This is a genomic window from Bradyrhizobium sp. 2TAF36, assembly GCF_052114925.1.
In the GTDB taxonomy this organism is placed as follows: domain Bacteria; phylum Pseudomonadota; class Alphaproteobacteria; order Rhizobiales; family Xanthobacteraceae; genus Bradyrhizobium; species Bradyrhizobium barranii.
This window is the reverse complement of record NZ_JBFRFR010000045.1, coordinates 21,338-43,536: the sequence shown is the minus strand read 5'-3', so window position 1 is coordinate 43,536 and position 22,199 is coordinate 21,338. Positions and strand designations below refer to the sequence as shown.

19 protein-coding genes are annotated in these 22,199 nt (G+C 65.0%); 9 read left to right on the top strand and 10 right to left on the bottom strand.

The window, feature by feature from the left end; genetic code table 11:
- Entirely contained in the window at positions 1 to 1,044 is a 1,044-nt protein-coding gene (locus AB4Z51_RS25190) for a patatin-like phospholipase family protein (protein WP_231142219.1), read from the bottom strand.
- Positions 1,045 to 1,288: 244 nt separating this feature from the next.
- On the opposite strand from AB4Z51_RS25190, the gene AB4Z51_RS25185 reads away from it, so the two are divergent.
- On the top strand, positions 1,289 to 2,362 hold the full coding sequence (locus AB4Z51_RS25185) for a hypothetical protein (RefSeq protein ID WP_441498212.1): 1,074 nt from the start codon (positions 1,289 to 1,291) through the stop codon (positions 2,360 to 2,362).
- 274 nt (positions 2,363 to 2,636) lie between these two features.
- Here AB4Z51_RS25185 and AB4Z51_RS25180 read toward each other — a convergent pair whose 3' ends face one another.
- Entirely contained in the window at positions 2,637 to 3,530 is an 894-nt protein-coding gene (locus tag AB4Z51_RS25180) for a LysR family transcriptional regulator (protein ID WP_071912654.1), read from the bottom strand.
- A gap of 103 nt (positions 3,531 to 3,633) precedes the next feature.
- Here AB4Z51_RS25180 and AB4Z51_RS25175 point away from each other — a divergent pair, with 103 nt between their 5' ends.
- Both AB4Z51_RS25175 and AB4Z51_RS25170 read left to right on the top strand, forming a co-directional pair.
- A complete protein-coding gene (locus tag AB4Z51_RS25175; RefSeq protein ID WP_135217325.1) occupies positions 3,634 to 4,617 on the top strand; it encodes an aldo/keto reductase in 984 nt (327 codons plus the stop codon).
- Between the two features lie 288 nt (positions 4,618 to 4,905).
- Positions 4,906 to 5,136 (top strand): hypothetical protein, encoded by a 231-nt coding sequence (locus AB4Z51_RS25170; protein WP_014494328.1) that lies wholly within the window; start codon positions 4,906 to 4,908, stop codon positions 5,134 to 5,136.
- A 44-nt stretch (positions 5,137 to 5,180) separates the two neighbouring features.
- Here AB4Z51_RS25170 and AB4Z51_RS25165 read toward each other — a convergent pair whose 3' ends face one another.
- Positions 5,181 to 6,173 carry an alcohol dehydrogenase catalytic domain-containing protein gene (locus AB4Z51_RS25165; RefSeq protein ID WP_167768359.1) on the bottom strand — a complete coding sequence of 331 codons (993 nt, stop codon included), beginning with the start codon at positions 6,171 to 6,173 and terminating at the stop codon, positions 5,181 to 5,183.
- Positions 6,174 to 6,276: 103 nt separating this feature from the next.
- On the opposite strand from AB4Z51_RS25165, the gene AB4Z51_RS25160 reads away from it, so the two are divergent.
- Both AB4Z51_RS25160 and AB4Z51_RS25155 read left to right on the top strand, forming a co-directional pair.
- Positions 6,277 to 7,134, top strand: a complete 858-nt coding sequence (locus tag AB4Z51_RS25160; RefSeq protein ID WP_441498248.1) for a LysR family transcriptional regulator — start codon at positions 6,277 to 6,279, stop codon at positions 7,132 to 7,134.
- 1,174 nt (positions 7,135 to 8,308) lie between these two features.
- Positions 8,309 to 10,771, top strand: coding sequence for a putative bifunctional diguanylate cyclase/phosphodiesterase (locus tag AB4Z51_RS25155; RefSeq protein ID WP_135216527.1), 2,463 nt, complete (start codon positions 8,309 to 8,311; stop codon positions 10,769 to 10,771).
- Here the strand turns inward: AB4Z51_RS25155 and AB4Z51_RS25150 are convergent.
- The 3 genes from AB4Z51_RS25150 to thrS form a co-directional block, all read right to left on the bottom strand.
- The gene (locus AB4Z51_RS25150) at positions 10,757 to 12,019 is read right to left on the bottom strand and encodes a serine hydrolase domain-containing protein (RefSeq protein WP_441498211.1); all 1,263 of its coding nucleotides are present in this window, start codon (positions 12,017 to 12,019) and stop codon (positions 10,757 to 10,759) included. The two genes, AB4Z51_RS25155 and AB4Z51_RS25150, sit on opposite strands and share 15 nt — an antisense overlap.
- Before the next feature lie 63 nt (positions 12,020 to 12,082).
- A complete protein-coding gene (locus tag AB4Z51_RS25145; protein ID WP_028154760.1) occupies positions 12,083 to 12,646 on the bottom strand; it encodes a nitroreductase family protein in 564 nt (187 codons plus the stop codon).
- Positions 12,647 to 12,739: 93 nt separating this feature from the next.
- Positions 12,740 to 14,782: a threonine--tRNA ligase gene (thrS, locus tag AB4Z51_RS25140; protein WP_441498210.1), complete on the bottom strand. Its 2,043-nt coding sequence runs from the start codon at positions 14,780 to 14,782 to the stop codon at positions 12,740 to 12,742.
- A gap of 185 nt (positions 14,783 to 14,967) precedes the next feature.
- Here thrS and AB4Z51_RS25135 point away from each other — a divergent pair, with 185 nt between their 5' ends.
- Together AB4Z51_RS25135 and AB4Z51_RS25130 are read left to right on the top strand one after the other, a co-directional pair.
- On the top strand, positions 14,968 to 16,143 hold the full coding sequence (locus AB4Z51_RS25135) for an MFS transporter (protein WP_441498209.1): 1,176 nt from the start codon (positions 14,968 to 14,970) through the stop codon (positions 16,141 to 16,143).
- A 91-nt stretch (positions 16,144 to 16,234) separates the two neighbouring features.
- A complete protein-coding gene (locus AB4Z51_RS25130) occupies positions 16,235 to 16,612 on the top strand; it encodes a hypothetical protein (RefSeq protein WP_135216523.1) in 378 nt (125 codons plus the stop codon).
- A 60-nt stretch (positions 16,613 to 16,672) separates the two neighbouring features.
- Here the strand turns inward: AB4Z51_RS25130 and AB4Z51_RS25125 are convergent, their stop codons facing one another.
- Complete coding sequence (locus tag AB4Z51_RS25125) at positions 16,673 to 16,999, bottom strand: GrlR family regulatory protein (RefSeq protein ID WP_063982511.1); 327 nt, start codon at positions 16,997 to 16,999, stop codon at positions 16,673 to 16,675.
- Positions 17,000 to 17,167: 168 nt separating this feature from the next.
- The gene (locus AB4Z51_RS25120; protein ID WP_071912671.1) at positions 17,168 to 18,493 is read right to left on the bottom strand and encodes an alpha/beta hydrolase; all 1,326 of its coding nucleotides are present in this window, start codon (positions 18,491 to 18,493) and stop codon (positions 17,168 to 17,170) included.
- Positions 18,494 to 18,822: 329 nt separating this feature from the next.
- Here AB4Z51_RS25120 and AB4Z51_RS25115 point away from each other — a divergent pair, with 329 nt between their 5' ends.
- Positions 18,823 to 20,187: an APC family permease gene (locus AB4Z51_RS25115; RefSeq protein ID WP_354125861.1), complete on the top strand. Its 1,365-nt coding sequence runs from the start codon at positions 18,823 to 18,825 to the stop codon at positions 20,185 to 20,187.
- A gap of 2 nt (positions 20,188 to 20,189) precedes the next feature.
- Positions 20,190 to 21,404: a hypothetical protein gene (locus tag AB4Z51_RS25110; RefSeq protein WP_135216520.1), complete on the top strand. Its 1,215-nt coding sequence runs from the start codon at positions 20,190 to 20,192 to the stop codon at positions 21,402 to 21,404.
- A 128-nt stretch (positions 21,405 to 21,532) separates the two neighbouring features.
- Here the strand turns inward: AB4Z51_RS25110 and AB4Z51_RS25105 are convergent, their stop codons facing one another.
- Positions 21,533 to 21,742, bottom strand: coding sequence for a hypothetical protein (locus tag AB4Z51_RS25105; protein ID WP_167768284.1), 210 nt, complete (start codon positions 21,740 to 21,742; stop codon positions 21,533 to 21,535).
- Positions 21,743 to 21,843: 101 nt separating this feature from the next.
- Positions 21,844 to 22,182 (bottom strand): membrane protein insertion efficiency factor YidD, encoded by a 339-nt coding sequence (gene yidD / locus AB4Z51_RS25100; protein WP_063982515.1) that lies wholly within the window; start codon positions 22,180 to 22,182, stop codon positions 21,844 to 21,846.
- Positions 22,183 to 22,199: the final 17 nt, after the last annotated feature.

Genomic DNA, 22,199 nt, shown 5'->3' with positions numbered 1-22,199 from the left:
TCACTCGTCTGTCTTGGGCTCGCCCGCCTTGGGCGCGCTGCCCGCGGGCGCCGGCGCGAGCACCTCGATCGCCTCCTGGATCGACTCCAGTGCGCGCTCGGCGGCGCGGGTGCCGTGCGCGATCAGATCCTCGCCGCGGTGGAAGTCGAACCAGCCGAAATGGCCGACCCGCGGCGTGATCAGGAGATCGGGCGGATCGCCGGCGAGGCGCGCGCGGGTAATGCGGTCCTGCATGATGTTGAAGGCGTCGACCATCACCGAGGAGATGCCGGGCCGTCCGGCGCCGCCGAAGAACTCGCGCTTCATGGTCTTCTCGGGCGAGAACAATCGCGGGAAGCGCCGCTTCGCCGTGGTCGCCTCGGCCGCCGGCGGGACCGTCTCGGGCACCGCGCCGTGTGAATAGATCGTCGTGGAATGGGTGAAGATGTCGCTGGAAAGATTTGCGGCAATGACGATTTCGGCGCCGAGCGCGCGGGCGGCCGAGACCGGCACCGGATTCACCAGCGCACCGTCGACCAGCCAGCGGTCACCGATCAGGACGGGCGAGAAGATGCCGGGTAGGGCGTAGGAGGCGCGCATGGCGTCGACCACGCGGCCGCGCGTCAGCCAGATCTCGTGGCCGGTACGGACCTCCGTTGCGACGGCGGCGAACTTGATCGGAAGATCCTCGATCAGGGTCTGGCCGACCGCATCCTCGAGCCGGGTTGCCAGCTTCTCACCGCCGATCAGGCCGGAGCCGCTCAGTCGGATGTCGAGATAGCCGAGGATGTTGCGCATCCCCTGCAGGCTGCGTCCCCACTCCTGCAGCGTGTCGAGCCGGCCGGCCGCATAGAGGCCGCCGACCACGGCGCCGATCGAGGTGCCGACCACCACGTCAGGCACAATGCCATTGGCGGCCAGGGTTCTGAGGATGCCGATATGGGCAAAGCCGCGCGCCGCGCCACCGCCGAGCGCCAGGCCAATGACCGGCCGTCGCACGCTGCCAAGACCGACCTTCTCTCCATTGGAGCCGTTCGCGCCCCGACCCTTCAAGATATCAAGCACCGAAACCCTCCTACCCCGGGCCAGCCCTCACAGCAGAGTAGGCGCCGTACTTCCGCTCCGCCAGAACGAGGGCAAAGCATGGTTTATACCGTTCGGGAAGCAGGGGGCAGGAGTGTGGCGAGGAGCGGCTGCCTCCCGTTTAATCACGCAGGCGTCAACCGGGTTCCAAAGAACCGTATCGGGCGGTATTCCTTGGGGATTCGGAGGCTTGAATTTGCCGCGTTTTCGGTGAAAAGCAGGTGGCATGACTCTCGGGGGTGACGGCATCATCGGATGGCGGCGCAGCACATCGCTGCTGCCGACGCTTCTCCTTGCTGCCTGCCTCTATATCCTTGGCCAAAATGCTGCCCAGGCGCAGCTTTTCTCCGATCGTCCGCCCCCGGTGCCGCCCGCCTCGGTGCCCGACCCCGGCGGCGCCGTCAGCCTCGCGCCCCCCTCCGGCCCGGGTGCTGCGCCGCCGAGCCTGCCGCCGACCCTGCTCCAGCCGAACACGCCCAGCATGCCGCCGCCCGCGGTCAGCACCGTGCCGGCGGCCCCGCCGCTCAACGCGGCCGTGCCCGGCCAGGGCGTTCTGTCGCTGACCGCGAAATACGGCAAGGACACACCCGCGATCACCAGCGGCCTGGTCTGGCGCGTGTTTGCCGACCGTCCTGACGAGAACGGCACCTTCAAGCTGATCCGCGAGGATCGGAACGCCACGCCGAACATCGTGTTGCCGCCGGGCAATTACGTCGTGCACGTCGCCTTCGGCCTCGTCAGTGCGGTGCGCACCGTCAGCCTGAAGGCCGAGACCGATCGCGAATCCTTCGTGCTGCCGGCCGGCGGCCTGCGCATCGAGGGCCGCGTCGGCACCAGCCGCATTCCGCAGAACCAGATCTCGTTCGCGATCTACAAGGGCAGCCAGTTCGAGTCCGGCGAGCGCGCCTCGCTGGTCCCGAACGTCGCCGCCGGCGACGTCGTGCTGATCCCGGAGGGCACCTACTACATCATCTCCAATTATGGCGATGCCAATTCGGTGGTGCGCTCGGACATCCGCGTCCAGGCTGGCAAGCTCACCGATGTCACCATCACCCACCGCGCCGCCGTGATCACGCTCAAGCTCGTCAGCGACAGGGGCGGCGAGGCGCTCGCCAACACCGCCTGGTCGGTGCTGACCCCCGGCGGCGACGTCATCAAGGAATCGATCGGCGCCTTCCCGCGCGTCGTGCTCTCCGAAGGCGAATACCGCGCCATCGCCAAGAACGAGGGCAAGGTCTACGAGCGCGGCTTCAACGTCGTCAACGGCGTCGACGGCGAAGTGGAAGTGGTCGCGCGCTAGTCTCGTGTCCCGGACGCGGTGCGGCATGCAATGCCGCTCCGCAGAGCCGGGACCCAGGAAGCCACAAGCACATATCTCGATAGATGGGCCCCGGCTCAGCGGCGCACCGCTGAAGGAGCGCTGCGCCGCGTCCGGGGCACGAGAGCGCAGTTTCGACGCGCAGCTGTTTCCCCACCGTCATTGCGAGCGCAGCGAAGCAATCCAGAGTACCTCCGCGGAAAGATTCTGGATGCTTCGCAGTGCTCGCAATGACCAGGAGGAGGGCCGCGCCCCGTCACTTCCGATAGCGCAGCGCCTCCACCAGCACGGCGAACGCCGGCGTCGGCTGCCGACGGCTCGGATAATAGAGGTGATAGCCCGCAAACGGTGCGCACCAGTCGGCGAGCACGCGGATCAGCCGGCCGTCGGCGATCTCGCGCTTGACGAGATCGTCGGGGATATAGGCAAGGCCAAGCCCCGCCAGCACGGCATTCATCCTGAGCAGGCCGGTGTTGAACACGAGCTGGCCGTCGACCCGCACCTTCATCGCGCGTCCGCGCTTCTCGAACTCCCAGGCATAGATCCCTCCATAGGTCGGCAGGCGGAGGTTGATGCAATTGTGCTCGGTGAGATCCTGCGGCAGCTTCGGCTTGCCCCGCGCGGCGAAATAGGCGGGCGCGCCGACCACGGCCATGCGCATCTCCGGCCCGATCCGCACCGCGATCATGTCCCTGGCGACCTGCTCGCCGAGGCGCACGCCGGCGTCGTAGCGCTCGGCGACGATATCGGTCAGGCCATAGTCGACGACGAGCTCGACCTTGATATCGGGGTAGCGCGGCAGCAGCTTTGCGACCGCCGGCCACAGCACCGTCTGTGCGGCGTGCTCGCCGGTGGTGATGCGGATGGTGCCCGCCGGCGTCTCGCGGAGCGCGGTCAGCGCCGACAGCTCTGCGTCGATCTCCGCAAAGCGCGGCCCGACATTGCGAAGTAGACGTTCGCCCGCTTCCGTTGGCGCGACGCTGCGGGTGGTGCGGGTGAGCAGCCGCAGGCCGAGCCGTTCCTCCAGGCCGCGCACAGTATGGCTGAGCGCCGACTGCGACACACCGAGCTGGGCTGCCGCGCGGGTAAAGCTGCGCTCGCGCGCGACCGCAAGGAAGGCCAGGAGGTCATTGACGTTGGTGCGGGTCATTCATGAATCCATCTCATCAGTACATACCGCTTTTATCATCTAATCGCGGGCCGGCGCGTGGCCTAAATTCGCTGCCGAACATGAACTCAAGGGAGAGCTGACGATGCAGATGCGAACATTGGGCAAGAGCGGCCTCGAGGTCTCGGCCCTCGGCCTCGGCTGCATGGGCCTGAGCTACGGTTATGGCCCGGCGACCGAGACGTCGCAGGCGATCGCACTGATCAGGACCGCCGTCGCGCGCGGTGTGACCTTCTTCGACACCGCCGAGGCCTATGGGCCCTTTGCCAACGAGGAGCTGCTCGGCGAGGCGCTTCAGCCGTTCCGCGACAAGGTCGTGATCGCCACCAAGTTCGGCTTCAAGGGCGGCAAGGTCGAGGCCGGGCTCGACAGCCGGCCCGCCAACGTCAAGGCGGTGGCGGAGGCAGCCCTGAAGCGGCTCAAGACCGATCGCATCGATCTGTTCTACCAGCACCGCGTCGATCCCGACGTGCCGGTCGAGGAGACCGCGGGCGCGGTCAAGGATCTGATCCAGGCCGGCAAGGTGCTGCATTTTGGCTTGTCGGAGGCGGGCGCGCAGACCATTCGCCGCGCCCATGCGGTGCAGCCCGTGACCGCATTGCAAAGCGAGTATTCGCTGTGGTGGCGCGAGCCGGAGCAGGAGATCTTGCCGACGCTGGAAGAGCTCGGCATCGGCTTCGTTCCGTTCAGCCCGCTCGGCAAGGGTTTTCTCACCGGCGCGATCACCGAGCGCACGACGTTCGATGCGAGCGACTTCCGCAACATCGTGCCGCGCTTCTCATCCAGCGCACGCAAATCCAATCAGACCCTCGTCGATCTGCTTGGCGAGATCGCCGCAATGAAGAAAGCGACGCCGGCGCAGATCGCGTTGGCCTGGCTGCTCGCGCAGAAGCCGTGGATCGTGCCGATCCCGGGCACCACCAAGCTGCACCGGCTCGAGGAAAATCTCGGCGCGGCTGCGGTGACGCTGTCGGACGCGGACCTCACTGCAATTGCAGGGGTGCTGTCCAAGGTCGCCGTGCAGGGCGACCGCTATCCTGCGCATCTCCAGGCGCGAGTCGGCCGCTGAGCTGCGGCGTGAATGCCCGGTGAGCGTTCGCTTACCGGGCATGCGCGTCTTGTGTTCCGACTTGAATACCTTTGCCAGCGCTACCAAGCAGCGTTGCAAGCAGCGTTGCAAGCAGCGTTGAAGGAAGCGATTAACACCGCCGGCACAGGCTTATTCCGCAAGCGTCGCGACTTCGTCATAGCCGGTGGAAGATACGGATTTCCGATAATCAATTTTATTCTCTTTCCGTCCTGCTGCGCTATATGTCGGGCATCCGTCTAACGGGGGAGGCCGGAGCAGGCGCATGACTTGCGAGACCGGCAGAAGCAGGGGACCAAGCCCGTCGGCATGTTTGAAGTGATCATCACCAGGCGTAAGCGGTTTGGCTGGCGATGGCAGGTGTGCCAGTCCGGCAAGATATTTGCCGATGGCTTCGAGCGCACCCGGCCGTCCGCCAAGTATCATGGCGAGCGCGCACTGTTCTTCCTGTTGTCGCAGGCTTACTTGCGCAATCGCTCCGCGGCGGCCAGCGAGGACTAGCGGCGGGAGCAGCAGACAGCTCCATCCGGGCTACGAGCCTCACCTCAGATGTCGACGACCAGCTTGCCCTTGGCGGCGTGATACCGGATCAGAGCGTAGGCATCGCCAACACTTTCCAGCGTGAAGCGCCTTGCATCGACGAGCGGCGCGAGCTTGCCGGCTTCAACCAGGCGCGTCGCTTCCGCCATGATCTCACCGTGATGCGCGCGGCCTTCGCCTGATAGCAGCGGCAGCAGCGTGAACACACCGGAATAGCTGGCGGCGCGGAACGACAGCGGCGCAAGCGCGTGCGTGCCCCAGCCCAGCGCGCTCACCACATGGCCAAAACGGCGCACGGCTTCGAAGGAGGCATCGAGCACCTTGCCGCCGACGGTGTCGTAGACGATGTCGAAGCCGCGGCCGCCGGTATGCTCTGCAACGTAAGCTTCGATCGCAGTGCCGCGGTCGATGAACACAGCGCCAAAGCCTTCGATGGTGGCGCGCTGCGCTGCCGAGCCGGTCGCGAACACGTCTGCTCCGATGGCGCGCGCGATTTGGATCGCGACGTGGCCGACGCCGCCGGCACCGCCATGAATCAAAACCTTCTGGCCGGCCATCAGCGCCGCGCGATCGATCAGGCCTTCCCAGGCCGTGATGAAGATCAGCGGCAGGGCGGCCGCTTCGCGCATGCTGAGATTGGCGGGCTTGGGCGCCAGCAGGTCGGCATCGACCGCGGCGAACTCGGCGAGCGATCCCGGCACGCCGCCGACGCCGCCGGTCATGCCATAGACCTCGTCGCCCGGCTTGAACCGCGTCACGTCGCGCCCGGTCTGCTCGACCACGCCGGCGAGATCGATTCCGAGAATGGCGGGCAGCGGATGGCGCGCATGCGCCGCCGCGCCGGCATGAATCTTGGTGTCGAGCGGATTGACCCCGCTCGCATGCACCCGCACCAGCACCTCGCGCGGCCCGACCTCGGGCGTGGAGACGGTTGAGAGGCGCAGCGGCGCGTTGTGGGTCTCCAGGATCGCAGCCCGCATCGTCGATTGTCTCGTCATGATCGTCTTGCTCCGTTGTTGGCCTCCAATATGCCCATGAATTTTTGCATGGAAATAAACAAGGATGTACGACGATCGTGCATTTCTGTATGAGGTCATTTCGATGGACTGGAGCGATCTGCGCATCTTCCTGGCGATTGCGCGCGAAGGCACGCTCGGAGCTGCCGCGCGCAAGATCGGCCAGACCCAGCCGACGATGGGGCGGCGGCTTCGCGCGCTCGAAACCGCGCTGGGACAAACGCTGTTCCAGCGCACCGCCGATGGTTTTGTGCTGACCGACGAGGGCGCCGCCGTGCTGCGCCACGCCGAGCGGATCGAGGAGGAGGCGCTCGCGCTTCAGCGCCACGCCTCGGGTGCGGAGACGCAGCTCGACGGCATGTTGCGGCTGTCGTCGTCGGACTGGTTCGGCACGGTGATGCTGTCGCCGGTGATCGCCGCCTTCGGCAAGCGCCATCCCAAGGTGATCGTCGAGCTCCTGACCGATGCGCGCCTCTACAGCCTGCCGCGGCGCGAGGCCGATCTCGTCTTCCGCATCAAGCCGTTCAGCGAGCCCGAGGTAATCTCGAGAAAGCTGCTCCACATTCCCTACGCGCTGTATGGCAGGAAGGGCAGCAAGCCGCCGCGCGCCGGCGACGGAAGCGGCGCCCGTGTCGTCACCATGAATGCCGAATTCGCCGACATGCCAGATGCGATCTGGTTGAAGCGCGCGCTGCCGAATGCGGAGATCGCCTCGCGCAGCAACAACCGCCAGGCGCAGGCGGAGCTGTGTGCCTGCGGCGGCGGGTTTGCCGTGCTGCCACGCCCCCTCGGCGACCGCGATCGCCGTCTCGTCGCGCTCGACATCGGCGCAACGCCGCCCGGCCGCGACACGTATGTCGGCTATCACCGCGATCTCCGGCGCCTGGCGCGCCTGCGCGCGCTGCTCGATCTGGTGATTGAAAGGTTGGAGGCGCCTTCGTAGCCCGTAGGGTGGGCAAAGGCGCGCACTTCGCGCGCCGTGCCCACCATCTCTCAACAATCGCATCTGGTAACGGTGGGCACGCTCCGCTTTGCCCACCCTACGCATCCACAATCCCTTGCGTTGCCCGTCGGGCAAAACACGCCAATCGTCGGTCAATGCGTGCCTACAAAAATATTCCACTTTACCGAAATTCGGAATTGACGGATAGTCCGCATCAACCCGGCCCAAGGAAGAGGGGCGTATCGCGATCGTCACGAACGCGGGCCGGGCGGCGGTGGACGTGGGGCACACTGGTGCGAAGGTGATCGCAGGGCGGGAAACCGTGAGCGAGACATGTCGTACGCACGACCGGTGTGATCCACGTACGGCCAAATCGTGTCGTCCTGGCGCCCGGGGTCTGTGCGCCAAGTCTTGTGGTGGTGCGTGTTGCCCAGCCGGGCGGGCGCATCAGCCATCTGCAAGGCGACGGGGGCAATAGTGCATCGCTCCCCGGGGCGAGCACGACATAAGCCGTTCCAACTACTGCGCAGGGAAGGCCGGGATGTCTTGGCTACACCTGTATGCCGCTGTGCAGATTTCTCACCACAATTTCGCACAGTGGACCGCGGGTGCCAGCGGGCTCCCGGTCTTCCCTGCGCCCTCTTTCATTCGAGGATGAGGCGATCAGGCAAAGCTCGGGCGAAATGCGCCGCGAGGATGCGAGCCCATGTCAGTCATTCAACGACGCTCTCGTGCCCCGAACGCAGCGCAGCACGAAGTGATACGCTGCAGAGCCGGGGCCCATGGGTCAGCGTGTTATGTCATCTGCTGGGTCCCGGATCTGCGCCGCACCGCTACGCGCTGCGTCGCGTCCGGGACTCGAGAGAGGCGGGCGCGGCTCCTGCGCACTCCGTCATTGCGAGCGCAGCGAAGCAATCCAGAATCTTTCCGCGGCGGCAGTCTGGATTGCTTCGCTGCGCTCGCAATGACGAGGATGAAGCAGCTGTGCGCCATAACTTCACTCTCACGCGCACGCATCGCATTTTAGGCAACCGTCATAGTCTCTAACGCGCACTAACCAACACCTGACTTAAAACTGTCATAATCGCCGAATGGAACCCGCGGCTGCGTCCTTTTTACACGGCATTAAGCGCGGCTGCATTGGATGCCCTGGGAAAGTGCGTTGGGGACTGCAATGACTGCCGCGAAGAAGATGCCGGGAAAACCGGCCGCCGAAATGTTTGACGACATCCCGGTGCTTCAACGCAAATGGCGTGCCGCGTTGAAGCCGGGCGAGCGGCTGCCGCGCTATGAGGACGTGATGCTTGGGAGCCTCGGACGGCTCGCCGACCACATCGCGCTGCTGAAGAACGATGGCGCGCTCGAATTGTCGCGCAGCGGGCGTTACGTGCAGAAATGGCTCGGCGAGGAGCGCTGGGATATCCCGGTCGCGGAGCTCTCTCCTGATTGCGCCACGGCGCTGTCGGAAGCTGTGGCGAGCGCGCTCGAGAACGGACGTCCGCACCAGGCCAGCGCGCATTGCGTGCGCGACGGCATGGTCCGGACCTACGATGTGCTGGCGCTGCCGACCGCCTCGCGCTGGGGCGCCACACTGGTCGGCGCCTACATCAACGAGCGCGGCGCGCAATACAATCTCTTGGACGCGATCTTCTCGTCGACCGATGACGCCGTGGTTTCGCTGGCGACGCTACGCGATGCCGCCGGCAAGCCGTTCGATCTCCAGATCGTGCACCACAACAAGAGCGCCGGAGCGCTGCTGAAAGCCGCGAGCGCGGGCCTGTTGTGGCGGCGGATCGGCGAGGGGAATACGCTATTGGCCTCGCCCGAAATCATGGACTTCCTGCTCAAGGTCGTCTCCGGCGGCCGCGGCGAGCAGCTCGAGATCGAGGACGACGGACGTTACCTTCGGCTCAGTGCCACCGCCTTCGCCGATCTGGTCTCGTTGACGATCTCCGACGTCACCGCGTTGAAGCGGCGCGACGCCTCATTTCGTCTGCTGTTCGACAACAACCCGATGCCGATGTGGGTGTTCGAGGCACAGACCAAGGAATTCCTCAGCGTCAACGATGCCGCGGTCCAGCACTACGGCTACAGCCGCGCCACCTTCCTGCGGATGAAGCTGCACGAGATCTGGCCCGAGGACGAGTGGGACAGCCACGCCGAGGCGCTCGAACGCATCGGCGACACCTATCATTCCTCGCGCAACTGGCGCCATTTGTGTGCCGATGGCAGCGAGATCGAGGTGCTCACTTTCGGCCGCCGCGTCGCCTTCGACGATCGCGACGGCTATCTGGTCGCGGTGGTCGACATCACGGAGCGGCGCAAGGCCGAGGCGCGGATCGCCCACATGGCGCACCATGACGGGCTCACCGATCTGCCGAACCGCGAACATTTCCAGCAGTGCTTGAAGCAGGCGCTCGACCAGGCCGGCGGAAAACGGGTCGGCGTGCTCTATATCGATCTCGACCTGTTCAAGAACATCAATGATTCCTTCGGGCATCCGGTGGGGGATCGCCTGCTGAAGCAAGTTGCCGAACGCCTCACCACCGCGGTCCGCGGCGGCAATCTCGCGGCCCGGCTTGGCGGCGACGAGTTCGCCGTGATCCTGGCAGCCGACGTCTCGCCCAACGAAGCCAGCGCCTGCGCGACCTTGCTGATCGACATGCTGAAGGCGCCCTACGACCTCGACGGCCAGGAGATGGTGATCGGCGCCAGCATCGGCATCGCGCTGTCGCCCGGCGACGGCACGACGTCGGAGGAGCTGATGCGCAACGCCGACATGGCGCTGTACCGGGCGAAGTCCGATGGCGGCGGCGTGCACCATTTCTTCGAGCGCGAGATGGACCTCCAGGCGCAGAAGCGCCGCGACATGGAGCTCGATCTGCGCCGCGCCTTCGCCAATGGCGAGTTCGAGCTGCATTACCAGCCGCTGGTGTCGATCGCGTCCGACCGCATCTCCGGCTTCGAATCGCTGTTGCGCTGGCGTCATCCCGACAAGGGCATGATCTCGCCGGCGGAATTCATTCCGGTCGCCGAGGACATCGGCCTCATCACCCAGCTCGGCGAGTGGGTGCTGCGCGAGGCCTGCGCGGAGGCGGTGAAATGGCCTGTCGACGTCAAGGTCGCGGTCAATCTGTCGCCGGCGCAATTCCGCAGCCGCAACCTGGTCCAAGTCGTGATTTCCGCGCTTGCGCAGTCCGGCCTGTCGCCGAAGCGGCTCGAGCTCGAGATCACCGAGTCGATCTTCCTGGCGGAGACCGATGCCAATCTTGCGATTCTGCATCAATTGCGGGAGCTCGGCGTCAGCATCTCCATGGATGATTTCGGCACCGGCTATTCCAGCCTCAGCTATCTCCGTAGCTTCCCGTTCGACAAGATCAAGATCGACCGTTCGTTTGTGAAGGATCTGGCGCAGCGGCCCGATTGCGTCGCGATCGTGCGCGCGATCTCCGGCCTCGGCCGCAGCCTCAACATCACCACGACGGCTGAAGGCGTCGAGACCGAGGATCAGCTCGACTGGCTGCGCGCCGAAGGCTGCAACGAGGTGCAGGGGTTTCTGTTCAGCGCGGCGCGGCCCGCCGCCGAGATCGCAAAGCTGCTCGCCGATTTCGGCCAGCGCGCCTCACGGGCGGCGTAGCCCTTCGGGATAGCAGCCGTAGACCAGTTCCTTGAAGGCGGGCGTGATGCGACTGCGCTCGTTCTGGGTCTGCTGCATCAAGAGGTAGACCATGTCGAGCTTGGGATCGACGCCGAAATAGGTGCCGCTGCCTGAGTCCCATTTCAATTCGCCGATCGATCCGGCCGGCGGCGGCTTCGCATTGCCGGGATCGGTGCGCACACCGATGCCGTAGCCATAGCCAAAGCCGTCGCCCGGGAAATAGAAATAGTCGCGTCCCACGCCGGAGCCGGGCCCGACGTGATCGGTCGTCATGGCCTTGAACACGGCGGGGCTGAGGTAACGCTTGCCCTCGAACTCGCCGCCATTGAGCAGCATCTGCGAGAAGCGCTGATAGTCGGTGATGGTCGAGAGCAGCCCGCCGCCGCCGGATTCCCATTCGGGATGGTCGAGGCGGTCGCGCTCGCCGGCGAGCAGGACCGGGTCGCTCGGCAGCGGCCGCGCCATCCGGGCGCGCTCCTCCGGCGTTTTCAGCACGAATTTGGTGCTGTTCATTCCGAGCGGATCGAGAATGCGCTGCTTGAGGAATTCATACAGCGTCTGGCCCGAGATGATCTCGATGACGGCGCCGAGCACGTCGGTGGAATGGCCGTAGCGCCACAGCGTTCCGGGCTGGCGCGTGAGCGGCAGCTTGGCGATGCGGTCGGCGAATTGCCTGTTGTTGAAGGGCCCCTCGAAAATATTTGCGGCCTGGTAAACCTGCATCACCCATGGAGCGCYGATATAGTCGTAGCTGATGCCCGAGGTCTGCCGCAGCAGATCCTCGATGTTGACAGGGCGGATCGGCGGCTCGAGTTCGACCTTCGAGGTGCCCTCCGGCTCCAGGCCCACCTTGGTGTCGGCGAAGAGCGGGACGTATTTCGACAGGGGGGCGGTGAGCGCGAGCTTGCCCTCGTCGATCAGCATCATCGCGCCGAGACACGTGATCGGCTTGGTCATCGAGTGGATGGCGAAGATCGTGTCCGGCGTCATCGCAAGGCCGGTCCTGGTGTCGCGCACGCCGAAGTTCTTCAGATACACCGGCTTGCCGTGCTGCTGCACCAGGACCACCGCACCCGGCAGGCGGCCAAGCGTCACCTCGTTGTCAAAATAGGCGGTGATGCGGTCGAGCCCGTCAGCCGACGGAGTAGGGATGTTGGTGGCGGCGCTGCCTCGCGCCATGGAGCCGGCCAGCAGCGCGGCTCCGACCAGAAATTCACGACGCTTCATCCGGGCTTCCTCCCTCGCCGGGATCAAAGCCGCAAGACGTTGGAGGCGTCAACAAGACATCGATTAAAAACGCGTCACGATTTCCGAAAGGAACGGCCGCGGACGGTCTTCGCTGGGCTTGGTCGGCGTGCCGATATGGACGAGGCCGGCGAGCTTTTCGTCCGGCTTGAGGCCGAGGCCGTCCAGCACGTCGCGATCGAAGGCGAACCAGCCGGTCAGCCAGCAGGCGCCGTAGCCGAGCGCGGTCGCGGCCGTGACAATGTTCATGACGCTGGCGCCGGCCGACAATTCCTGCTCGAACGCCGGCACCTTTGGATGCGGCTTGGTGAAGCTGACGATACCGATCACCAGCGGCGCGTCGGTGAGGCGTTTGCGCTCGGTCTCGATGTTCGCCGCCGGTGCGTCCGGATTCTTGCGGGCAAAGACCGTCGCGATGACCTCGCCGGCCCGCTCGCGGGCGTCACCCTCGAAAATGATGAAGCGCCAGGGCGCGAGCTTGCCGTGGTCGGGCACGCGCGCACCGATGGTGAGGATGGTTTCGAGCTCGGCGGGGGAGGGGCCGGGCCCGGTCATCTCGCGCGGCTTGACCGAGCGGCGGGTCTTCAGGAGTTCGATGGCGTCGGGCACTGCGATGTCCTCTTCGGCTGGTCGTCGGGCGTGCCATGCCGAGATAAGCATGCACGCCCGCAACCGAAAGCGAGTTTAGATCGATTTCAGGGATCAGGCCGCGTCGCGCGCCCGCCGGACGTCCGGTGGGGTGGCCTCGTCGACGAGGGCGGCGAGCGCCTCCACCGTCGTCATCACCTTCTGGCCGTCGCTGCCGAGCCGGCGGACGGAGACCGACTGCGTCTCGGCCTCCTTCTTCCCGCACACGAGCAGCGCCGGAATCTTGGCCAGCGAGTGCTCGCGGACCTTGTAGTTGATCTTCTCGTTGCGCAGGTCGATCTCGGCCCGAAGCCCCGCGCGCCGGACCTGTTCCAGCACCTGCTTGGCATACTCGTCGGCCTCCGAGGTGATGGTGGTGACCACCACCTGCACCGGAGACAGCCAGAGCGGGAAATTGCCGGCATAGTGCTCGATCAGGATGCCGATGAAGCGCTCCATCGAGCCGCAGATCGCGCGGTGCACCATCACCGGCGCCTTCTTGCCGCTGTCATGGTCGATGTAGAACGCACCGAACCGCTCCGGCAGGTTGAAGTCGACCTGCGTGGTGCCGCACTGCCAGTCGCGGCCGATGGCGTCGCGCAGCACATATTCGAACTTCGGCCCGTAGAAGGCGCCTTCGCCCGGATTGATCTCGGTCTTGATGTGATTGTTCTGCGACTGGATCTCGCGCAGCACCGTCGCCATCACGCGCTCGGCGTGATCCCACATCGCATCGGTGCCGACGCGCTTCTCGGGCCGGGTCGAGAGCTTCACCGTGAGATCTCCGGTGAAGCCGAAATCGGCATAGGTCGACAGGATCAGGTCGTTGATCTTCAGGCACTCGTCGGCGAGCTGGTCTTCCATGCAGAAGACGTGCGCGTCGTCCTGGGTGAAGCCGCGCACGCGCATCAGGCCGTGCATGGCGCCGGACGGCTCATAGCGATGCACCACGCCGAACTCGGCGAGACGGAGCGGCAGGTCGCGATAGCTCTTCAGGCCGTGCTTGAAGATCTGCACGTGGCCGGGGCAGTTCATCGGCTTCAGCGCAAACCAGCGCTTGTCTTCGGCCTCGTCGCCGGCCGACTGCGCTGCGAACATGTTCTCGCGATACCAGCCCCAATGGCCCGAGGTCTCCCACAAGGACTTGTCGAGGATCTGCGGCGCATTGACCTCGCTGTAGTCGCCGGCGAGGCGCCGGCGCATATAGGCGATCAGCTGCYGGAAGATGGTCCAGCCCTTGGCGTGCCAGAACACGACGCCCGGACCTTCTTCCTGGAAGTGGAAGAGGTCGAGCTCGCGCCCGAGCTTGCGATGGTCGCGCTTTTCGGCTTCCTCGATCTGCTTCAGATAAGCGTCGAGGTCCTCCTGCTTCGCGAACGCCGTGCCGTAGATGCGCGTCAGCATCGGGTTGTTGCTGTCGCCGCGCCAATAGGCGCCGGCCACCTTCATCAGCTTGAAGGCGTTGCCGACCTTGCCGGTCGAGGTCATGTGCGGGCCGCGGCAGAGATCGAACCAGTCGCCCTGGTAGTAGATCTTGATCGGCTCGTTGCCGGGAATGGCGTCGACCAGCTCGACCTTGAATGCCTCGCCCTTGTCGCGGAACACCTGCTTGGTCTTCTCGCGATCCCAGACTTCCTTGGTGAAGGGTTTGTCGCGCGCGATGATCTCGCGCATCTTCTTCTCGATCGCGGCAAAGTCTTCCGGCGTGAACGGCTCGTTGCGGAAGAAGTCGTAGTAGAAGCCGTTTTCGATCACGGGACCGATGGTGACTTGCGTGCCGGGCCACAGCGTCTGCACGGCTTCGGCGAGCACGTGCGCGCAGTCGTGGCGGATCAGCTCGAGCGCGCGCGGATCGTCGCGGTTGATCAGCTCGATCTTGGCATCGGCTTCGATGGGATCGTCGAGGTCGGCGACCTCGCCGTCGAGCGCCATCGCGACCGTGCGCTTGGCCAGCGACGGCGAAATGCCCTTGGCGATCTCGAGGCCGGTGATGCTTTTGGCGTATTCGCGCCGGGCGCCGTCGGGGAAGGTGAGGGTGATCTTTTCGGGCGGGGTCACGGGTCTCAGATTGCTGAGGCTGTATTGAAAGCCGGATTCGGATTTGGGCTGGTCGGTCATGCTTTTCTCCTGAGGCTCACTCCTGCGAACGAGCGCAGGTAAGCGGGAACGAGCGATATATCAGGCGATTCGGCCTGTGCAATCCGGCATTTCCAAGAAAGTGGCGCGCAAAAGCCGGGGCCGTGAACCAACTATTTCGTGCGATACCCTTTCAATGGCCGCAGGCCCGCTGTACATGCATTTGCATGGAAAATTCGCCTGCCGTTGCCCGTTTCACGCCAACCGCCCTGATGCTCGGCAATCTCGTCACCGGTTGCTCGGTGCTGGCGCCGGCGGGCATGCTGCCGGAATTGTCGACCGGGCTCGGTATCACCATCCATGCCGCGGGGCTCCTGATCACCTTCGGCGCGATTACGCTGTGCATCGGCTCGCCGCTGACGGCGTGGCTGACCAGCCGCATCGAGCGGCGGACGCTGCTTGCGACCACGCTTGCGGTGCTCGCCCTTGGCAATCTCGCCTCGGCATTTGCCCCTGACTACACAAGTCTCCTCATCATTCGCCTGCTGATGCTGGCGGTCGGCGCGCTCTACACGCCGCAGGCTGCGGGCACGGCGGCGCTGATCGTGCCGGTGAAGCGGCGGGGCAGCACCATCGCCTACATCTTTCTCGGCTGGTCGTTAGCTGCGGCCGTCGGTCTCCCGCTGATTACTTTCATCGCCAGCCGCTACGGCTGGCGCGCGGCCTATGGCGGGATCGGCGCGCTCGGCTGCATCAGCTTCCTGTTGTTGCTGTTGCGCCTGCCGGTGGGCCTGAAGGGCGCGCCGGTGGACTTGAAGACGTGGAGCGCGGTCGGCCGCAGCAGGACGATCCTGCTACTGCTTGCGATCACGATGCTGCAAATGTCCGGGCAGTTCGTGGTGTTCACCTTCATGGGTCCGCTGCTCAAGAAGCTGACCGAGGCGAGCCCGGATGCAATCGGCATGGTGTTCGGCATCTACGGAGTTTGCGGCTTCCTCGGCGTCGTCATCGCGACCCGGATCGTTGACACCTGGGGACCCTACCGAACCTCGTTGCTGTTCACCTGCCTGCTGCTTGCAGGCATCACCGGCTGGGCGCTCGGCGCGGGGAGCCTGGTGTTGATGGCGCTCGCGGTCGCGATCTGGGGCCTCGGCTTTGCCTCGACCAATTCGATGCAGCAGGTGCGGCTGGTCGCGGCTGCGCCGCCGCTCGCATCGGCGACCGTCGCGCTCAACACCTCCGTGCTCTATATCGGCCAGGCCGTCGGCTCCGCCATCGGCGGGCTGCTGTTCGCGCGCGAGCTGCTGCATCCGCTTGGCTTCGTCGCGGTCGGCTTCGTCGTCCTGGCGCTGATCCTCGTGGTCCTGACCCGGCCCCGGCCGGCTGCTGCCACCACGGCCTGAAGGGTGCGTTTTCCTATGCGCAAGGTGCTTGGCAAACCACGCGCGGGAGCGCTAGAAGGCGAGGCATGGGGACCAAAGAGAGTTGACTGACATGAGGATGATTCTGGCGGTTGCCGCGGTGCTCTATTCAGCCTCCGCGTTTGCACAAACCGACAAGCCACCCATGGTGGGGGACAAGCCGCTGGTGCAGGTCACGCCCAAGGGGACCAAAGAGGCCGCGGCCAAGCCGGCCGCGGCGCCGAAGGGCAAACCGCAGTCGATCGCGGCACGGCTCCAGGCCTGCCTCGACCTCGATGACGGCACCAAGGACCGCCTCAACTGCTACGACGCCGTGATCGCGCCGCAGCCGAAGCCGAAACCGGCGAAGGCCAAGGGTTACGCCGATTGCCGCTTCTTCAACGAAGAGGACGAGCGGCTGGCCTGCTTCAACGGCTTCGCCGAGAGCATTCCGAAGCTGCCCAAGACCTGAACATCAAGACCTGACCATCAATACCTGAAGATCAAGAGCCGAGGTCTGGAAGCCGGACGGCTAGTCGCTGATCCGGCTGAGCACGGCCCTGAAGGCAACGCCCGGCACCTGCAGCGCGGTGCCTTCGAATTCCGCCGTGTCGCCGTCCTCACGGCCGGCCAGCGTCAGCGTGATCCTGTCGTGCCCGAACAGCGGCTTGAAGGACGGATCGTCGTTGTAGCGCTGGGTCGAAATCTTGACCTTGATGCTGTCGCCTTCCCCGACGTAGGTCCCGATGAAAGCGAAGGCGGAATTGCCGCCGCGCATCTTGCCATCCGTCACATAGACGACGCCGCAGCCGGTTCCATGAACCGTGTGGAAGTCGACCTTATACAGTCCCTGACGCACCGTCTGTCCCCGCAGAATTCAAGCTAAAACTTGGCCGGCAAATTATGATCGTGGCCAGCGGAAGCAATCCGGTGGCTCCCGGGGATGTCGGCCATCAACATCACATTTTGATCAAAGCCTGCGGCAATTGCGGACAGCGCGGCCAAATGCCGGCGCGCGCAATACAGGCTAGCGGCTCGATGCGGCTGGATTGGTGGACGCAACGCGCGTCAGCGCCAATGACGGCGTCGCCGACATCTTCACCAGCACGTCCTTGAGCGGGTCCCGGGTCCAGGCGCGCGTCACATAATCACGATGCGTGATGCCGTCGCCGGTTTCGACGAACACCACGCTACCGGGACGGAGTGGCCCGTCCATGTCCTCGGAGACGCTGATGCCCTTTTGCCGCAACATGCTCATCAGTTCGCGGTCGCGCCGCGCGGTGTAGCGGGTGTAGGAGCTGACGAAGAAGCCGGAGCGGTGGCTCTCGATCCAGGAGGCGAACTTGTCCATTTCGCCGTAGACGGCATCGAGCAGGACGACGCCGCGGACGCGGTCGCTGATGCCGCCGACCTCGAGGCTCCAGGCCGTCGGCAGGAAGCCGCCGCTGTAGCCGACGATCACGATCGGCATGTTGGCGAAGGCGCGGGCGTTGTTGGGATCGCCGGTGAGCCGGGCCAGATGGGCCGCCGACTCTTCCATGAAGCGCTTGAGGCCGCCCGCCTGCCAGAACTTGCCGGCGCTGGAATCGGCGGCATCGACCGCCATCTGCGGCGCCAGCAGGATGGCGTTGGCGCCGGAATCGGTGACCTGCTGCGGTACGAGTTGGCGGTCGCGCACGTCGCGCTCCAGCGTTGCGCCGTTGCCGTGGAAGAACACCACGATCACGCCGGGCTTGCGCACGTCGAAATGCTCGGGCACGTGCATCAGCACGCGGCTGTCGCTGTAGGTCTCGTCCTGCCAGTAGACACGCCCGGAATAGCTGCGGTGGCCGCGGCGATCGCCCTTGGAGATGTTGAGGAACGGCGCGTCGGAGGCGGGGTTGTTGCCGAAATAGGGGAAGGCCGACGATTTCATGCTGACGAGCGTTGTCAGGTCTTCACGTGCCGGACGCTGGTAGGGGATTTGCGGTGCGAGTGAGGCGACCTTGTACGGCGCCTGCTCCGGCTGAGGCTGCTGCTGGACGGCGCGTTTGGGCGAGAAGTCCGACATCTGCCGTTGCAGAAGACTCTCGCTCGCCGACGGGAAGCGCTCCTTGAATTGCGGGGCGGGGAAGCGATCCTCGAACGTGTCGCTGCTTGCGACCTGAGGATTGGTCTTCGCGACGATTTGGACGTTGGCCTGCGAGTTCGCCGCGAGCGCCGCCGGGTTGGGGGCCCTGCCGCATTGAACCAGCGTGAGCGACAGCGGCACCAAGGCTGAGACCAGCGCGATCCGGCGCGCACCACTGCGCGCGCCGGACAGCGTCCGATCAGCACGAATGTCAGCTCTCAATTTCGGAGCGGCCCCGACCATCCACCCATGACCCCAAGTCATGTCCACAAGCCCAGCGGCAATATTCAAGCTAATTGAGCCGACTGGCGTTTAGGCGACGTTAAGTGTCCGGAGAAACTTCCCCAAATCCGGAATGCTCAAGGGGACCATGCAATCGTGTCCTGATTGTGGGGGTGCGAAACGGGATTCTCCGGCGTTGGCGGGGCTTTATTGCCCAGGATCGCGTACAAAAGGTGCCGTGATACCGATTCCACGCGCCACATTTAACCCTTGTTAACCCTGCTTGAATTGACTGGACCGGACTGCACGATGCTCCCAACGACACGTGACGCCTGAGGTTGAGGACCCTGATGACGGCATCAGATGTGGGACCCGCACCTTGGACCGGCCGGCTGACGGGCGGGCCGGGGGTCTCCGTTCTGGTCGCAACCGCCATCGTCGTTGCCGACATGATCGGGGTCGGCGTCTTCACCAGCCTCGGCTTCCAGGTCAAGGACATCCCGTCCGGCTTCTCGATCCTGTTGCTTTGGACCGTCGGCGGCATCGTCGCGCTGTGCGGGGTGTTCTCCTACAGCGAGCTCGGCGCCATGTTTCCGCGCTCGAGCGGCGAGTACAATTTCCTCAGCCGCGCCTATCATCCCGCCTTCGGCTTTCTCGCCGGCTGGGTCTCGGCGACAGTTGGCTTCGCAGCGCCTGTCGCGCTTGCGGCGATGGCGTTCGGCGAATACGCGAAATCGGTCGTTCCCGATCTGCCGCCGATCCCGCTCGCCATCGGCGTGGTGTGGCTGGTCTCGATCGTGCAATTGACCGGCGTCAGGCACTCATCGACCTTCCAGCTGATCTCGACCATCCTCAAGGTCGTGCTGATCGTCGCCTTCCTGCTCGCCGGCTTCGTCATCGGCACGCCGCAGCCGATTGTCTTCACGCCACAGCCGGGTGATCTCGCGCATATCGTCAGCGCGCCCTTCGCGATCGGCCTCGTCTTCGTGATGTACTCGTTCTCGGGCTGGAATGCCGCGACCTACATCATCGGCGAGATGAACATGCCGCAACGCGATCTGCCGCGCGCGCTGCTCGCGGGCACGCTGATCGTGCTCGTCCTGTACGTCGCGCTGAATGCGGTGTTTCTCTACTCGACGCCGGTCAGTGCGCTGGCCGGCCAGCTCGACGTTGCCAGCGTCGCGGGCAGCGCGATCTTCGGCAGCCTCGGCGGCCGGATCGTCGGTGCGATGATCTGCGTCGGCCTGATCTCCTCGATCAGCGCGATGATGTGGATCGGCCCGCGCGTGATGATGACGATGGGCGAGGACATTCCGGCCCTGCGCGTGTTCTCGAAGCGATCGGTGAGCGGCGCGCCGGCCTATGCCATCCTGTTTCAGCTTGCCGTCGCCAATCTGCTGTTGTTCACGCGCAGCTTCGAGGCGGTGCTCGACTTCATCCAGTTCGCGCTGTTGTTCTGTTCGTTCTTCACGGTCGCCGGCGTCGTCAAGCTGCGCATCACCGATCCCGACCTGCCGCGGCCCTATCGCGCCTGGGGATACCCGTTCACGCCGCTCGTTTTCCTGCTCGTGACCGCGTTCATGATGTACTACCTGTTGACCGAGCGGCCGGTGCAGTCGCTGGCGGGGATGCTGCTCATGCTCTCGGGTCTGGTGATCTATGCTGTTTTCCGCAGGCGGCCGGCCGCCGCTGGTACGTCATCACACCGCGAATAGACATGTTTCGACCCATGAGAATTGCGGCCGTCGCTCTTGCCCTGCTGGCCGCGGCCGTCTCGTCTGCACGTGCCGCCGACGTCACCTTCGATGATACCGCGCGCTTTCTCGCGGGCATGCAGCCTTCGCCGGACTCGCCGCTGGTGACGCTCACCAAAGACCCGGGCTGGCAGCGCCACGCAAAATTCTTCGACGGCGCCTTCGCCCAGCTCGAGCAGCGGCAGCTCTCGAAGATCCGCAATTGGGCCGACGTCAATCTGGCCGCGCCCCGGCCGACCATGTTCTATTTGTTCAGCGGCCCCGACTTCCTCTACGCCGATGCGTTCTACTCCAAGGCCAGCACCTACGTGCTCGGCGCGCTGGAGCCGGTCGGCGCGGTGCCTGACCTGACGCGGCTGCCGCGCGGCTCGGTCGGTGCCGCGCTCTACAATGTCGAGCGTTCGCTCGGCTCGATCCTGAGCTTCTCCTTCTTCATCACCAAGCACATGAAGGTCGACCTGCACGCCAACCAGGTCAACGGTACGTTGCCGATCCTCTATGTCTTCCTCGCGCGCTCCGGCAAGACCATCCGCAATGTCGAGATGATCGCGCTCGACGACAAGGGCGGGGTGCATACGGGAGGTGACAATCCGGGACGGAACGCGACGCGCGGTGTCCGCATCACCTTTGCCGGAAGCGACGGCGAGGCGCGCACGCTGTACTATTTCTCGACCGATCTCTCCAATGCCAGCGCGCGCAACACGGGATTTCTGAAATTCTGCGAGACGCTCGGGCCCGGCAATAGCCTGCTCAAGAGCGCGTCCTATCTCCTGCACAAGGGCGACTTCTCCGTCGCTCGCAACTGGCTGCTGGCCAACAGCGCGACCATCATCCAGGACGATTCCGGCATTCCGCTTGCGAACTACAATGCGCAACAGTGGCGGTTCTTCCCGTTCGGCCGCTATCTCGGACCGATCGACGAATTCCCCGGCCGCTACCAGGAGCGCTACGCTGAACTGTTCACGCGCGCCCAGCCGATCGATTTCGGCGTCGGCTATCGCTGGCGGACGCATGAATCGAACTTGCTGCTGTCGGTGAGGGTGCCGGGAAGCGAGACGGCGCCGGCTGCGGAGACCACCTCGTCCGCCGAGCCGTCGCCAAAGCCGCCGCGTCCGAAGCGGCTGCGTCCGCCCGAGTCGATCCCGCCACCGCCCGGGCGCTTTTTCTGGTTTCGTTAGGTTGCCTGTTGAGGCGGGTGTCACGCGCTCCGGGCGATGACAACCAGCCGTACGAACGCGAACGCCATCTGATGATATGTCGCCAAACCCGGTGTAGATCGGTTGGTGCTAGATCTCTAACGTCCAGCCTACCAGTGCACGCTCTGGCTCGGCACGATGAAGGCCGTGGTGCTCGGCGCCGTGGCAAGGCTCGTCGCCAGATACCAGCCGGAGCCGAGCACGAGCGTCAGCAGCGCAATGATGGCAATCATGTCGAGGGTTCTTGGGTCGTGATGCCTTCTGGAACCAGGATGTGGACCAAGCCTGAAGTGAAAATGTGGGCTGATTTTCCAGCGCATTCTTGTTTCCTCCCGTGGGAGCATCACAACAACGCGAGGGTGAAGTTCCGGTTCCATTCAAGGCAGCGATGCGCGAAGCGCCGCGGCGTTCGGGGTCCTCTTCAGGATGCGTTGACGCCGCGCCACCTGCCATAGCGCCAGGGCAGATACCAGCGCGCGCCTTGCGGTGCGCTGAGGGGCACGTTGTCGATTCCCGATGTGCCGAAAGGATTGCAGCGAAGCAATCGCGCGAGCGTCATCCAGCCGCCGGCCCACAGCCCGAACCGTTCGATCGCCTCGTCGCCATAGACCGAGCACGTCGGCAGGTGCCGGCAATTGTAGCCGACCAGCGGCGAGAGCGTGTGGCGGTAGAGCCAGATCAGTGCGCGGCCGAATCGGCGCGGGAGCCGGAGCGCGCCCTCGATGGGAGTGGAACAGTGCTCGCAGGTTGAATGCTTCATGAGCGCTGTGCTGCGAT